Here is a 14073-nt window from a genome sequence, read left to right on the forward strand (position 1 = left end):
AGAGTTTACATAAAGCCTGGCAATGGAGGCGTTATGAGCTGGCGGCCTTTTTTATATCTTATTATTAATCCTCATCCGGTATTGAGCACCCGGCGCGGGCATCTGCGTCTGGTACAGGGATGACTTTGCATTCTGTTAACAAACACGATATAACAAACCTTCTTTGGATGTTTAGATGTCCATACGTTTGGAAGGTTATATGCAAACAACACAACAAAATGCGCCGCTGAAGCGCACGATGAAAACGCGTCACCTGATTATGCTCTCCTTAGGTGGCGTTATTGGCACAGGGTTATTCTTCAATACCGGGTACATCATTTCCACCACTGGCGCGGCGGGGACGTTGCTGGCCTACCTGATTGGCGCGCTGGTGGTCTGGCTGGTCATGCAGTGTCTGGGAGAATTGTCGGTGGCGATGCCGGAAACCGGAGCGTTTCACGTCTATGCTGCGCGCTATCTTGGTCCGGCGACAGGTTACACCGTCGCCTGGCTCTACTGGCTGACCTGGACCGTGGCACTTGGTTCGAGCTTTACCGCCGCCGGATTCTGCATGCAGTATTGGTTTCCGCAGGTACCGGTATGGATCTGGTGCGTGGTTTTCTGCGTCATTATTTTTGGCCTGAACGTTATCTCTACGCGCTTTTTTGCCGAAGGGGAGTTCTGGTTCTCGCTGGTGAAAGTGGTCACCATCATCGCGTTTATTATTCTCGGTGGAGCGGCTATTTTTGGCTTTATCCCGATGCATGACGGTTCGCCCGCGCCGGGGCTGAGTAATATCACGGCAGAAGGCTGGTTCCCGCACGGTGGTTTACCTATCCTGATGACCATGGTGGCAGTGAATTTTGCTTTCTCTGGTACTGAGCTTATCGGTATTGCTGCAGGTGAAACGGAAAACCCACGCAAGGTCATTCCGGTGGCAATTCGTACCACTATCGCGCGACTGATCATTTTCTTTATCGGCACCGTATTTGTGCTGGCAGCGTTGATCCCGATGCAGCAGGCTGGCGTGGAGAAAAGCCCGTTTGTGCTGGTGTTTGAGAAGGTAGGGATTCCGTATGCCGCCGATATTTTTAATTTCGTGATCCTGACGGCCATTCTTTCTGCGGCGAACTCCGGACTGTACGCCTCCGGGCGTATGTTGTGGTCGCTGTCGAATGAGCGCACGTTACCTGCCTGTTTTGCGCGGGTGACGAAAAACGGTGTGCCGCTGACGGCGTTGTCGGTCAGTATGCTTGGCGGCGTGCTGGCGCTGTTTTCCAGTGTGGTTGCCCCGGATACAGTATTTGTCGCACTCTCGGCGATCTCCGGGTTTGCGGTTGTCGCGGTGTGGCTTAGCATCTGCGCCTCGCACTTTGTTTTTCGCCGCCGGCATCTGCAGCAAGGTAAGGCATTGAGTGAATTACATTATCGCGCACCGTGGTATCCGCTGGTGCCTGTACTGGGGTTTGTGCTGTGTCTGGTGGCTTGTGTGGGACTGGCATTCGATCCGGCGCAGAGAATTGCGTTGTGGTGCGGGTTACCGTTTGTTGCGCTGTGTTATGGTGCTTATTTCCTTACTCAACCCCGTAAAGCAAAACAGGAGCCAGAACATGTCGCAGAATAATCCGTTAAGCGCTCTCCTTGATAAACAGGACTTCCTGTTGCTGGATGGCGCAATGGCGACGGAACTGGAAGCGCGTGGCTGTAATTTAGCCAATAGCCTGTGGTCAGCCAAAGTGCTGGTAGAAGATCCGCAGCTTATCCGCGAAGTTCACCTTGATTACTATCGGGCGGGGGCGCAGTGCGCGATCACCGCCAGCTATCAGGCAACGCCTGCAGGCTTTGCCAAGCTCGGACTGGATGAAGCGCAGTCAAAAGCGCTGATTGGCAAAAGCGTGGAGCTGGCACGTAAGGCGCGCGAGGCGTATCTGGCGGAGAATCCGCTGGCAGGGGAACTGCTGGTGGCTGGCTCCGTGGGGCCATATGGTGCGTATCTGGCGGATGGTTCAGAGTACCGCGGCGATTACGAGCGAAGTCAGGAACAGTTTCAGGCGTTCCATCGTCCGCGCGTAGAAGCCTTGCTTGATGCCGGGGCCGATCTGCTGGCCTGTGAAACGATGCCGAATTTTGCTGAGATTAAAGCGCTAGCGGAGTTGCTGAGCGCGTACCCGCGAGCGCGGGCATGGTTCTCTTTTACTCTGCGTGACAGCGAACATCTGAGCGATGGTACGCCGCTGAGCGAAGTTGTCGCGTTTTTGGCTCACTATCCGCAGGTAGTGGCGATTGGTATCAACTGTATTGCGCTGGAAAACACGACCGCTGCGCTACAGCATCTGCATGGATTAACGACGCTGCCGCTGGTGGTCTATCCCAATTCGGGGGAGCATTACGATGCGCAGAGCAAAACCTGGTATCATCATGGTGAAGGTTGTGCGCGACTGGCGGATTATCTGCCTCAGTGGCGGGCTGCCGGTGCGCGGTTGATTGGCGGGTGTTGTCGCACCACGCCAGAGGATATTGCCGGGTTAAAAGCCTGTTTTTGAGCGTTACCGGGCCGGAAGGCCCGGTAAATCATCACGCCGCATCCGCTAATACAAACATCCCGTACGGGTGGATTTCGAGATAGTAGTGCTCACCGATGTCCGGCTGCAGGCGGGTTGCGTTAACCTGCAGTAAGATTTCCTGCCCGTGCCACACGACGGTCACCTCATACTGCGGCCCCATATAGGCGACGTGCTGGATCACACAGCGCTGGCTCTCTTCACCGCGATCGCTCAACGTAATTGCTTCTGGTCGTACGCCGACCGTGCCTTCGCCCTGAGTAGCAAAATGCAGTGGTCGCGGCAGTCGGTAACCGTAGATATCAACATATTCCTGACTGAACGCCGCCGGAAACAGGTTGGCGTCACCCATAAAGCTTGCCATAAAACGTGACGCAGGTTGACGGTAGAGATCCTGCGGCGAGCCGATCTGCATGATATGTCCCTTGTTCATTACCAGCACGGTGTCGGAAACGGCAAAGGCTTCACTCTGATCGTGGGTCACGTACAGCGAGGTGATATCAAACTGCTTTTGCAACTCACGGATCTTATCGCGCATGCTACGACGCAGGTTGGCATCAAGGTTGCTGAGTGGTTCATCGAACAGCAGGACTTTCGGTTTGAGGATCAGCGCGCGCGCCAACGCCACACGCTGCTGCTGTCCACCGGAGATCTGATCGACATAACGGTCTTCGAATCCTTCCAGATCGACCATCGCCAGCGCTTCTTTTACGCGGGCCTTCACTTCCGCGCGTGAGATACCGAGCATTTTCAGACCATAGCCGACGTTCTCTCCCAGCGACATATGCGGGAACAGAGCGTAGGACTGAAACACCATACAGATATCGCGCTGCTGAATAGAGCGATGGGTGACGTCTTCGCCATCAATGTAAATCTGCCCCTCGCTCGGTTTTTCCAACCCGGCGACCAGACGCAGAATGGTAGTTTTTCCGCAGCCTGACGGCCCCAGCAGCGTCACCATTTGCCCTTGTGGGATGGTGAGGTTGATATTGTCGATAACCGTGTTGCTGCCGAATCGCTTGGTGACGTTGCGCAGCTCAACAAAATTTTTCTGACTCATAGTGCGCTCCATTACGCCTGGTTTTTGGCTTTTGAACGGGAGGTACGTGATTCACCGATCAGCCAGTCAAAGATGAAAATAATCGCCAGCATCACCACGATCAGAATCGAACCGTAGGCAATCGCCACGCCGTATTCGCCGTCTTCCACGCGGTTCAGGATGTAGGCGGTCGCCACGCGGGTATCCGGCGTCACGAGGAACACAATGGCGCTGACGGTGGTAATGGCACGGACAAAGCTGTAGATGAGCGCCGAGAGGATCGCCGGGCGCAGCAGCGGCAACAGGATGTGCGTGATGGTTCGCAGCGAACCGGCGCGCAGGCTGAGTGAGGCTTCATCCAGTGATTTGTCGATCTGTCCGAGTCCGGCGATTCCCGCGCGGATCCCGACCGGTACGTTACGCATGACCATCGAGATAATGACTATCGCCGCCGTTCCGGTGAGATACACCGGTGCGCTGTTAAAGGCCAGAATGTACGATACGCCAGCCACGGTGCCGGGTACTGCAAAACACAGCATGGTAGTGAACTCGATGGTCTTCTTGCCTTTGAACTGCTGACGCACCACTACCCAGGCAATCAACAGGCCGAAGATGGCGGTGATGGGGGCGGCAATACCTGCGTAAAGCAGGGTATCGAGCAGTGAAGGCCATGCTCCGTCGCTCATGCCCTGGCCGAACAGCTTGGTAAAGTTCGCCAGCGTCAGGGTGTAGTCCACGCCCCAGTTAACGGTAAAACTACCGTAGAAAATGCTGCCGTAGAGCAGGGCGTTAAAGGCAATCCACACGGCCAGTAGGGCGACGACGCTCCACACCAGGGTCACCGGCAGCGGCTGCACGTCGCCACGATAGGATTTACCCGAAACGGTGACGTACGAGCGTTTACCGATCCACATGTACTGCACGCAGAACACCAGCAACGAGAACAGCAGCAGGAATGCACCAAGCGTACTGGCGGCCTGGTAATCGAGCTGTGAGCCGGTGATGTAGAAGTAGATTTGTGTTGCCAGTACGTCAAAGTTACCGCCGAGGACCAGGGGGTTACTGAAGTCGGCCAGCGATTGCACCACGACAATCAAAAAGGCGTTAGCCAGCGCCGGTTTCAGCAGCGGGACAAATACACCGTTAAAGGTCTGCCAGCGACTGGCGCGTAGGGTGTAGGAGGCCTCTTCCAGCGAGGGATGAATAGTCTTGATCGCCCCGTCGAGGATCATAAATGCCATTGGGGTGAAAGCCAGCACTTGCGCCAGCCAGATGCCGGTAAAACCATACAGCCAGTTGGTATTCGTCAGCCCGAACCACTCCACCATAAATTCGGTGATGTAGCCGGAGCGTCCCATCATCAGAGTGACGCCTAAGCCGACGACAAACGGCGGAGTGACGATCGGCAGAATCGAGAAAATACGACCAATGATGGCGCTGCGTCTGGCGATACGGGTGGTGTAAATCGCCAGCACCAGACCGAAGAAGGTACAGCCGACGCCGACGGCAATCGACAGCATAATGGAGTTGAGGATCACCTGAATGATATGCGCCTGTGACAGCACATTCATAAACGCCAGTGGCGCAAACTCTCCGGTGTCGTTGGTGAACATCGGAATGAAAATGGCGATGCTTGGCCAGACGATAAAAATACCGATCAGCGCGACAATAGCCGTAAGTGAACCGATGACGAAACGGTCGCCGCCCAGCCATTCGAGGCGGGTGAGCGCCAGGGTCATGATCGCGCCCAGGGCCACAAACAGTACGATAGTGGCATAACCTAAACCGCGTCCTTCAAGTGTGGCGCTGGCGACAATAAAGGCCATGCAGAAAAACGCCCAGCCCGCATCGAGATAGTGGCGGCTGCGCTGTTCGCGTCTGGCTTCCTGGAACGGGCGAACCAGCAGCAGGCTCGGCAGCAGATACCATAACCAGCTGATATTGAAATGCGACCAACTGTAAGCAGCGATAATTTCATCGCTTGTCGATTCCAGCAGGCCGTAGTCCAGACTCCAGCTTGGCAGCAGGGCAAATGCCAGCCAGCCCAGCAAAACCCAAAGGAATATCGCATCCCGTTTTTTCACGGGATGGAGTGCAAGTGTGTGTGACATAAGCGTTCCGGTGTTGTATGTAGGCCCGGTAAGCGCGAGCGCCACCGGGCATTAACCGCAAAATGTGGGCTTATTTACCCATCTTCACTTCGCTGACCCACTTGTTGATCAAGGCTTTACGCACATCGGTAGAACCATACTTATCCATGTCGTAATTGATAAGTTTCAGATCATCGAGTTTCAGTGAGTTTGGCGAGGTTTCGGCAGTGGTGTTGGTCAGGATCTGATAGGATTTGCCTTTCTTCCATGCCAGCTCCTGGGCGTCTTTCGACAGCACCCAGTCGACGAACAGTTTGGCGTTGTCAATATTACGAGCGCCTTTCAGAATGCTGACGCCACCAATTTCATAGCCGGTACCTTCGCAAGGAGAGATCAGTTCCAGCGGCGCGCCTTGTTCTTTTTCCAGCGAATAGTCGTGCAGGAAACCAATGCCGATAGCCGTTTCGCCACGGGCGGCGTTACGTGCCGGGGCTATGCCGGATTTGGTGTACTGGGAGACGTTGGCGTTGAGTTGCTTCAGATAATCAAAGGCCTGATCTTCACCCCATAGCTGGGCAAAGGTCGCCAGTGCGGTGTAAGCCGTGCCTGAACTTTGCGGGTCGGCAATCTGAATTTCACCTTTGTATTCTGGTTTGGTCAGATCTTTCCAGCATTTTGGTACTGGCAGGTTTTTCTCTTTCAGACGCTGGGTATTGACGCCAAAGCCCAGAATACCGACGTAAACCGCCGAGGAGAGGTTACCTTTAACCTTGGCGGGATCGCGGAATTTCTCCATGATCTGGCTGAGGTTCGGTGATTTATAGGGCTGCAGCAGACCCATTTCACCGGCCTGAGATTGCGGATCCAGCGTACCGCCGTACCAGACATCCGCCTGCGGGTTTTTCTTCTCGGCATCGACTTTCGCCAGCGTACTGCCCGATCCGTTACGGATGAACGAGGTCTTCACGTCATATTTGTCGCCGAAAGCTTTGGTTTCGGATTCACACATCTCGTTGGTGGCACTGCAATAGACCACCAGGCGACCTTCTGCTTGTGCAACGCTGCTTAAGGCAGCCAGCGCAATGCCGGATGCAATCAGGGTAGAGGTAAGCGTCAGTTTCATTGTTTTATCCTTTGACTGAGAGAAGGGGTAATGCCTGCAATAAGTAGCGGCATCAGCAATAAACCCATAAAGACAGCGGCTACCGAGAGCAAACTGAACATTCCCGACCAGCCGTAACGTTCTATGACCAGCGACAGCGGCCAACCCGCCAGCGCGGCCCCCAGATAGGCGAACAATCCGAGAAAACCCGTGATTGAACCTGCCGCCGCCTTGTGTCCGCATTCGACAGCTGCCAGGCCAATCAACATTTGTGGGCCAAAAACAAAAAAGCCCACTGTAAAGAAACAGACCGCCAGCAGTGCGTAGTGGTGAACCGGTGCCAGCCACAGGGCAGCGACAGAGACCATCAGCCCCAGCGTGAACAACAAAATCATTGGCGCGCGTTGTCCACTGAACAGCAAATCTGATCCCCATCCGGCAAACAGCGCCCCGAGTAAACCACCGACTTCAAACAGCATCACTGTGGCATTGGCGCTGAGCAGGTTGACGCCGTGGCTTTCCGTCAGCCAGATGTTGCCCCAGTCATTGAGGGCAATGCGGATCAAATAGACCAGCACATACGACACGCCGAGCAGCCAGATCATCGGGTTCTTCAGCATCGTCGTGCGTAACATTTGCCACAGTCCCATCGGCGGGCTTTGCTGCTCCTGGCGCAACTCCAGCGGGTCATGTCGCCATTCTCCAACCGTGGGTAATCCCTCTTCCTGTGGCGTGCCTTTGAGTTGCAGAGTAAGCCAGATGCCTAATGCCATGCTGATGATCCCAGGTGCCAGCATGGCGGCCTGCCAGCCCCACCAGTGGGCGGCAAAGGCGCTAATCAGTGGGATCACCGCTCCACCGATGTTGATCGACATATTCCAGCAGCCCCACCAGAAGCCGCGCTCGTTGCGTGAATACCAGTGGGTCAACAGTCGGGCGCAGGGCGGCCAGCCCCAACCCTGGAAAAAACCGTTTAACGTCCAGACAGCAAGCAACAGGGGCAGTGATTCGCCAAACGCAAACACCACGTTTAATACGCCGGTGGCGAACAGGCCGATGCCCATAAACGCGCGCTGCCCGTGGCTGTCATGCCATAATCCGGCGGTGAATTTCGACAGGCCGTACGTCAGATAGAACAGCGATCCCAGCAGGCCGATATCGCCTTTATCCAGCCCAAGATCGGTTTGCAGCGCCGGAAGTACGTAGTTGACGCTTTTGCGCGTCAGGTAAAACGCGGCGTAGCCAATCACCATGCACATTAGCAGCCGGGGGCGTAGTGCCCGATATTGTTGGTCTGTTTTGCTGGCTGAGCGTGCGTGCATAGATAGCCGTCTCCGTTTTGCTGACTATATGAAAGTGAAACCGAAAGGGGATGAGAGAAAGTCCGGACTGACTAAGACTTTTTCCTGGTTAATGGCGGGTTTGTTGCAAATTTTTGGGCAGGTTAACAATTACCCGCGTACCATTCTGCGATTCGATCGTCAACTCGCCGCCGAGTGCATTAACGCGCTCACGCATTCCCTGGATACCGAAGCCAGGGATTTTTTCGGGCAGAATACCGACGCCGTTATCATCAACTTCCAGATGCAGGCTGTTTTCTCGCTGGCGTAACGCAATCGACACCTCGCTGGCGTCAGCATGTTTGCAGACGTTATTGAGTAATTCCTGCAAAAGACGATAAAGGGTGAATCTGACCGTTTCATTTTCTGGCGTATTTTCCATCTGATACTCAAACCGACAACGAATACCCCGTTCGGCAAACGCAAATTCATTCACCAGATGATGTAGCGCATCTTTAAAGGACAGCTCGTCGAGAGCGGGAGGGCGTAACTGGCGCAACAACTGACGGGTAGAGTGGTGAATACGTCGGGCAAGATCGTTGATCTGATTGGCGGCCTCGAGTGTTTGTTGTGGATTGTGCGCCCGTTTGACTAACTGCGACTGGATTTGAATCGCGGTAATGTTCTGGCCAATTTCGTCATGCAGTTCCCGCGCCAGGTTCTTGCGGGTATTTTCTTCGGTGCGGATCAGTTGTTCGGTCAACGCTCGACGCGCTGTCAGTTCAGATTCCAGACGCTGGCGATAATGATGCAGGTTCTGCGCCAGATGCTGCTGGCGACTGATGGCGATCCCCAGCCCGATGCCCAGTAGTGCCTGGGTGGCGAGAAAAATCTCCAGTTCGAGTAGATTGCTGAATCCTACGCCTATCTGCCGGGCGATGGTGATCATCATGCTGCCGAGTAGCCCGGACAATACGCCCCCCTGCCAGCCAAATTTCCACGCCATCACCACGTTTGGCAGGAATACCACGATCAGTAGCAGGCGCTCGATATCCGGTGACAGAACCATCTGCGTACCGATGCCGATAATAAAAAACAGGCTGCACCAGATAATAAGCGATGTGCGCAGCGGTGGATTGGTGGTATCCAGACCGAGCAAATGATACCGGTGCTGCTGACGGAGAAACTCGTAGATCAGATAGACAAATGGCGTCAGCAACACGCCACCGGTAAACGATGCCAGACCCGTCAACATAGCCGGACTTTGAATAAAGGGCGAAAGCAGGGCGGTGTTGAGTAATGACGTCACGGTCACCGCGGCCAGTAACAGCGTTAATCGCTGCCAGTAAAGGGGGAAGCGGTGCCAGTAGGATTGCCCAATGCTCGCTGGGATCAGGCTGATAAACGGCGCTGCCAGCAGGATGTAGCCATTCAACAACTGCTCGCTGTGCAACCACAACAGCATCAGCACCGGCGGCAGCACCAGCGCGGGCCAGTACCGGCGCGAAAGCAGGATCAGCAGAGCAAGGTAGACGCCGTGAGGCAGAAATAACGCCGCCTGTTGGCCGTTATGGGTCAGGTAAAAACCTAGCGTCCACAGCATTAGCCAGCCCGATCCCCAGGCCAACAGGATAAAAAGTGAGATCACCCCATGGCGAGCCGATCGTGACATTAATGCCCCGTCAGCAACTGGTGGTCGAGGGCGAAATGCACCAGATCGATGGTGCTGTGACATTGCAGCTTGCCCAGTACGTTAGCGCGGTGGACATGGACAGTTTTATGGCTGAGATCGAGCTTAAAGGCGATTTCTTTCACGCTATCGCCTTTGACCAGCAGATCAAAGACTTCCCGCTCGCGTGGGGTCAGTACTTCCAGAACCTGCGCGGGCTGTTCACCACCGCGTAGCGCCCGTAAGGCATCGGCACACAGGTAATGCCCGCCCATACCCACTGAGCGTACAGCCTGTACTAATTCCTCGGGGCCGCAGCGTTTGGTCAGGTAGCCGCTGGCTCCGGCATCCAGTGCGCTTTGAACAAATGTAGGCGCGTCGTAAATGCTGAGAATGATGGCGCGAAAGCCGGGTTTCTGCGACCGCAGTCGTTTTAACAGGCTCAGACCATTTTCATCCGGCATGGCGATGTCCATTACCGCCACGTTGACGTCATCGCGCAGTAATGCGGGCCAGGCTTGTGCCGCGCTGCTGTACTGACCGATGACGTTAATGTCATCTTCGAGGCTGAGTAATTGCGCAAAGCCGGAACGCACCACCACATGGTCATCCACCAGCACAACATGAATCATGATATTGCTCTCTTGTCTGACAATGACGTCTATGATGCCTACCAGGGCTGTGCTGGCAATCAATCAGGTATAGTTATGTAACGGATGTAACAAAATCGCAATAAAAAGGCGTGGCGCGGTTTTTGTGGAAAATCACTAACCTTTGCCGTTTTTTTTCTAAAAACGCTTTGTTCTTAGCCAGAATTTTTAATTCCTTTATCAAATTCAGCCGCAACGAAATACTGCCTCCATAACAAGACAGGGGAGCAGACAATTATGGGTATTTCATCGCGTAACACACTCCTTGCCGTACTGGCATTGGTTGCATTTCAGGCGCAGGCGGTCAATGTCACCGTCGCGTATCAGACTTCCGCCGAACCCGCCAAAGTGGCGCAGGCGGACAACACCTTTGCCAAAGAGAGCGGGGCCACCGTTGACTGGCGTAAGTTCGATAGTGGCGCGAGCATCGTGCGGGCACTGGCTTCCGGCGATGTGCAGATTGGCAATCTCGGTTCCAGCCCGCTGGCGGTCGCCGCCAGTCAGCAAGTGCCGATTGAGGTTTTCTTGCTGGCCTCAAAACTGGGTAACTCCGAAGCGCTGGTGGTAAAGAAAAATATCAGCACACCGCAGGATCTGATTGGTAAACGTATCGCCGTGCCGTTTATCTCCACGACCCACTACAGCCTGCTGGCTGCACTCAAACACTGGGGTATTAAGCCTGGCCAGGTGGAGATTGTGAATCTGCAACCTCCGGCGATTATTGCCGCCTGGCAGCGCGGAGACATTGATGGTGCTTACGTTTGGGCGCCTGCGGTAAATGCACTGGAAAAAGACGGCAAAGTATTAACCGACTCCGAAAAAGTGGGGGAATGGGGGGCACCGACGCTGGATGTGTGGGTGGTGCGTAAAGATTTTGCCGAGAAGCATCCTGAGGTAGTGAAAGCCTTTGCCAAAAGCGCGATTGCTGCACAGCAGCCCTATATAGCTAACCCCGATGAGTGGCTGAAGCAGCCGGAAAATATCAGCAAGCTGTCGCGCTTAAGCGGAGTGCCGGAGGCAGACATTCCTGCGCTGGTGAAGGGTAATACCTATCTGACACCGCAACAGCAAACCGCCGAACTGACCGGGCCGGTAAACAAAGCGATTATCGACACCGCGCAGTTCCTCAAAGAGCAGGGGAAAGTGCCTGCCGTAGCGACGGACTACAGCCAGTACGTCACCGATCGCTTTGTGCAATAAAGGGGGCGCTGATGCTGCAAATCTCTCATCTTGCCGCCAGTTACGGTGGAAAACCTGCGCTGGACGATATCAATCTGACCCTGGATGGCGGTGAACTGCTGGTGGTGCTTGGGCCTTCAGGATGCGGGAAAACCACGTTGCTGAATCTGATTGCCGGATTTGTACCTTATCAGCACGGCAGTATTTTGCTGGAAGGGAAAAAGGTCGAAGGTCCTGGGGCTGAACGTGGCGTTGTGTTCCAGAACGAAGGTCTGCTGCCCTGGCGTAACGTGCAGGATAACGTCGGGTTCGGTCTGCAACTGGCTGGCGTAGAGAAAATGCAGCGTCAACGTGTCGCTCTGGAAATGTTGAAGAAAGTTGGATTAGAGGGCGCAGAAAAACGCTTTATCTGGCAGCTTTCTGGCGGTCAGCGTCAGCGCGTGGGTATTGCCCGGGCGCTGGCGGCGAATCCGCAATTGTTGCTGTTGGACGAGCCGTTTGGTGCGCTGGATGCGTTTACCCGCGAACAGATGCAAACCCTGCTTCTTAAGCTCTGGTATGAGACGGGTAAACAGGTGCTGCTGATCACCCACGATATCGAAGAGGCCGTGTTTATGGCAACGGAACTGGTGCTGCTGTCCCCAGGTCCTGGCCGGGTGCTTGAACGTTTGCCGCTCAATTTCTCCCGCCGCTTTGTGGCCGGAGAAGACAGCCGCAGTATTAAGTCCGATCCGCAGTTTATCGCGATGCGTGAGTATGTGTTAAGCCGCGTCTTTGAACAACGGGAGGCTTTTTCATGAGTGTGGTGATTAACGATAAACCCCGGCAGCGCGCGCTGAGCTGGCGCTGGCCGTTCTCTCGCCAGATTACGTTAAGTCTCGGTACGTTGACTGTTATCCTGGCGATATGGTGGACGGTGGCAGCTCTGCAATTGATCAGTCCACTGTTTTTACCCTCGCCGGGGCTGGTGTTACAAAAACTTATTACCATTGCCGGTCCGCAAGGCTTTATGGATGCCACGTTGTGGCAGCACCTGGCGGCAAGTCTGACGCGTATTGTGATAGCTCTGCTGGCAGCGGTGTTGCTTGGTGTTCCTGTGGGGATCGCGATGGGGTTGAGTCCGACTGTGCGCGGTATTCTCGATCCGATTATCGAACTGTATCGTCCGGTTCCACCGCTGGCCTATTTGCCGCTGATGGTCATCTGGTTTGGGATCGGTGAAACCTCCAAGATCTTGCTGATCTATCTGGCCATTTTTGCACCTGTTGCAATGTCGGCACTGGCGGGCGTAAAAAGCGCGCAGCAGGTGAGGATCCGGGCCGCGCAATCGCTGGGGGCCAGCCGTATACAGGTATTGTGGTTTGTTATTTTACCGGGGGCATTGCCGGAAATTCTTACCGGATTGCGCATCGGACTGGGCGTGGGCTGGTCGACGCTGGTGGCAGCAGAGCTGATTGCCGCGACGCGAGGTTTAGGTTTTATGGTGCAGTCAGCCGGTGAATTTCTGGCAACGGATGTGGTGCTGGCGGGGATCGCGGTGATTGCCGTTATCGCCTTTATTTTAGAACTGGGTCTGCGTGCGCTCCAGCGCCGTCTGACGCCCTGGCATGGAGAAGTACAATGAGTGAACGTCTGAGTATTAGCCCGCTGGGGCCGTATATTGGGGCACAGATAACAGGTGCGGATCTGACCCGTCCACTGAGCGATAACCAGTTTGAACAGTTGTACCATGCGGTACTGCGCCACCAGGTGGTATTCCTGCGCGATCAGGTTATTACGCCGCAGCAACAACGGGCGCTGGCGCTGCGTTTTGGCGATCTGCATATTCATCCGGTCTATCCCCATGCTGAGGGGGTGGAGGAGATTATCGTGCTGGATACGCATAATGATAATCCGCCGGATAATGACAACTGGCACACCGATGTGACGTTTATTGAGACGCCGCCTGCCGGGGCGATTCTTGCAGCTAAAGAGCTGCCCTCAACCGGTGGTGACACGCTGTGGACCAGCGGAATTGCCGCCTATGAGGCGCTATCTGCGCCGTTTCGCCAACTGCTAAGCGGTCTGCGGGCTGAACATGATTTCCGTAAGTCATTTCAGGAGTTTAAATATCGTAAGACTGAAGAGGAGCACCAGCGCTGGCTGGAGGCGGTAGCAAAGCATCCGCCGTTGTTGCATCCGGTCGTGCGCACGCATCCGGTGAGCGGTAAACAGGCACTGTTTGTGAATGAGGGATTTACGACACGGATTGTCGATGTGACGGAGAAAGAGAGTGAAGCGCTGCTCGGATTCCTGTTTGCCCACATCACTAAACCGGAGTTTCAGGTGCGCTGGCGCTGGCAGCCCAACGATGTGGCGATTTGGGATAACCGTGTGACGCAGCATTATGCTAATGCTGACTATCTGCCGCAGCGACGCATTATGCATCGGGCGACGATTCTGGGGGACAAACCATACTTCCGTGCGGGCTGATTGCCTGCTGGCGCTTCGCTGACCTGGCCAACAATGTGGCTGGCCGTATAAC

General features: G+C 54.9%; 12 protein-coding genes. 6 read left to right on the forward strand and 6 right to left on the reverse strand.

Annotated features, from left to right (window positions below; translation table 11 throughout):
- The first annotated feature begins 199 nt into the window (after positions 1–199).
- Together mmuP and mmuM are read left to right on the forward strand one after the other, a co-directional pair.
- Positions 200–1603: an S-methylmethionine permease gene (gene mmuP, locus LG384_RS05050; RefSeq protein WP_045449469.1), complete on the forward strand. Its 1404-nt coding sequence runs from the start codon at positions 200–202 to the stop codon at positions 1601–1603.
- Positions 1590–2522, forward strand: coding sequence for a homocysteine S-methyltransferase (gene mmuM, locus LG384_RS05055; RefSeq protein WP_225760571.1), 933 nt, complete (start codon positions 1590–1592; stop codon positions 2520–2522). Before mmuP ends, mmuM begins: the two co-directional genes overlap by 14 nt.
- Before the next feature lie 31 nt (positions 2523–2553).
- Here mmuM and fbpC read toward each other — a convergent pair whose 3' ends face one another.
- From fbpC to LG384_RS05085, 6 genes are all read right to left on the reverse strand, one after another.
- Complete coding sequence (gene fbpC / locus LG384_RS05060; protein ID WP_225760572.1) at positions 2554–3600, reverse strand: ferric ABC transporter ATP-binding protein; 1047 nt, start codon at positions 3598–3600, stop codon at positions 2554–2556.
- Between the two features lie 11 nt (positions 3601–3611).
- Complete coding sequence (locus LG384_RS05065) at positions 3612–5690, reverse strand: iron ABC transporter permease (RefSeq protein WP_045440374.1); 2079 nt, start codon at positions 5688–5690, stop codon at positions 3612–3614.
- A 70-nt stretch (positions 5691–5760) separates the two neighbouring features.
- Positions 5761–6792 (reverse strand): ABC transporter substrate-binding protein, encoded by a 1032-nt coding sequence (locus LG384_RS05070; RefSeq protein WP_045440378.1) that lies wholly within the window; start codon positions 6790–6792, stop codon positions 5761–5763.
- The gene (gene uhpC, locus LG384_RS05075; RefSeq protein WP_200012149.1) at positions 6789–8093 is read right to left on the reverse strand and encodes an MFS transporter family glucose-6-phosphate receptor UhpC; all 1305 of its coding nucleotides are present in this window, start codon (positions 8091–8093) and stop codon (positions 6789–6791) included. Before uhpC ends, LG384_RS05070 begins: the two co-directional genes overlap by 4 nt.
- 88 nt (positions 8094–8181) lie before the next feature.
- Positions 8182–9723, reverse strand: a complete 1542-nt coding sequence (locus tag LG384_RS05080; protein ID WP_225760573.1) for an MASE1 domain-containing protein — start codon at positions 9721–9723, stop codon at positions 8182–8184.
- Positions 9723–10352, reverse strand: a complete 630-nt coding sequence (locus LG384_RS05085; RefSeq protein ID WP_045440389.1) for a response regulator transcription factor — start codon at positions 10350–10352, stop codon at positions 9723–9725. Before LG384_RS05085 ends, LG384_RS05080 begins: the two co-directional genes overlap by 1 nt.
- Positions 10353–10607: 255 nt before the next feature.
- Between LG384_RS05085 and tauA the strand changes: the two genes are divergently transcribed.
- The 4 genes from tauA to tauD are packed head-to-tail and all read left to right on the forward strand — an operon-like array spanning position 10608 to position 14021.
- Positions 10608–11570 carry a taurine ABC transporter substrate-binding protein gene (tauA, locus tag LG384_RS05090; RefSeq protein WP_045440390.1) on the forward strand — a complete coding sequence of 321 codons (963 nt, stop codon included), beginning with the start codon at positions 10608–10610 and terminating at the stop codon, positions 11568–11570.
- A gap of 11 nt (positions 11571–11581) precedes the next feature.
- Positions 11582–12349, forward strand: a complete 768-nt coding sequence (tauB, locus tag LG384_RS05095; protein ID WP_225760574.1) for a taurine ABC transporter ATP-binding subunit — start codon at positions 11582–11584, stop codon at positions 12347–12349.
- Positions 12346–13173: a taurine ABC transporter permease TauC gene (gene tauC / locus LG384_RS05100; RefSeq protein ID WP_045440395.1), complete on the forward strand. Its 828-nt coding sequence runs from the start codon at positions 12346–12348 to the stop codon at positions 13171–13173. The genes tauB and tauC overlap by 4 nt, the downstream gene beginning before the upstream one ends.
- Positions 13170–14021: a taurine dioxygenase gene (gene tauD / locus LG384_RS05105; protein WP_045440398.1), complete on the forward strand. Its 852-nt coding sequence runs from the start codon at positions 13170–13172 to the stop codon at positions 14019–14021. Before tauC ends, tauD begins: the two co-directional genes overlap by 4 nt.
- Positions 14022–14073 lie beyond the last annotated feature (52 nt).

Origin of the sequence: Citrobacter sp. Marseille-Q3906, from assembly GCF_916618775.1 — a bacterium.
Classification (GTDB): Bacteria; Pseudomonadota; Gammaproteobacteria; order Enterobacterales; family Enterobacteriaceae; genus Citrobacter; species Citrobacter murliniae.

Bases quoted from the DNA above. Each gene is read 5' to 3' on its own strand.
- mmuP (WP_045449469.1), top strand. From the start codon at position 200: ATGCAAACAACACAACAAAATGCGCCGCTGAAGCGCACGATGAAAACG.
- mmuM (WP_225760571.1), top strand. From the start codon at position 1,590: ATGTCGCAGAATAATCCGTTAAGCGCTCTCCTTGATAAACAGGACTTC.
- fbpC (WP_225760572.1), bottom strand. From the start codon at position 3,600: ATGAGTCAGAAAAATTTTGTTGAGCTGCGCAACGTCACCAAGCGATTC.
- LG384_RS05065 (WP_045440374.1), bottom strand. From the start codon at position 5,690: ATGTCACACACACTTGCACTCCATCCCGTGAAAAAACGGGATGCGATA.
- LG384_RS05070 (WP_045440378.1), bottom strand. From the start codon at position 6,792: ATGAAACTGACGCTTACCTCTACCCTGATTGCATCCGGCATTGCGCTG.
- uhpC (WP_200012149.1), bottom strand. From the start codon at position 8,093: ATGCACGCACGCTCAGCCAGCAAAACAGACCAACAATATCGGGCACTA.
- LG384_RS05080 (WP_225760573.1), bottom strand. From the start codon at position 9,723: ATGTCACGATCGGCTCGCCATGGGGTGATCTCACTTTTTATCCTGTTG.
- LG384_RS05085 (WP_045440389.1), bottom strand. From the start codon at position 10,352: ATGATTCATGTTGTGCTGGTGGATGACCATGTGGTGGTGCGTTCCGGC.
- tauA (WP_045440390.1), top strand. From the start codon at position 10,608: ATGGGTATTTCATCGCGTAACACACTCCTTGCCGTACTGGCATTGGTT.
- tauB (WP_225760574.1), top strand. From the start codon at position 11,582: ATGCTGCAAATCTCTCATCTTGCCGCCAGTTACGGTGGAAAACCTGCG.
- tauC (WP_045440395.1), top strand. From the start codon at position 12,346: ATGAGTGTGGTGATTAACGATAAACCCCGGCAGCGCGCGCTGAGCTGG.
- tauD (WP_045440398.1), top strand. From the start codon at position 13,170: ATGAGTGAACGTCTGAGTATTAGCCCGCTGGGGCCGTATATTGGGGCA.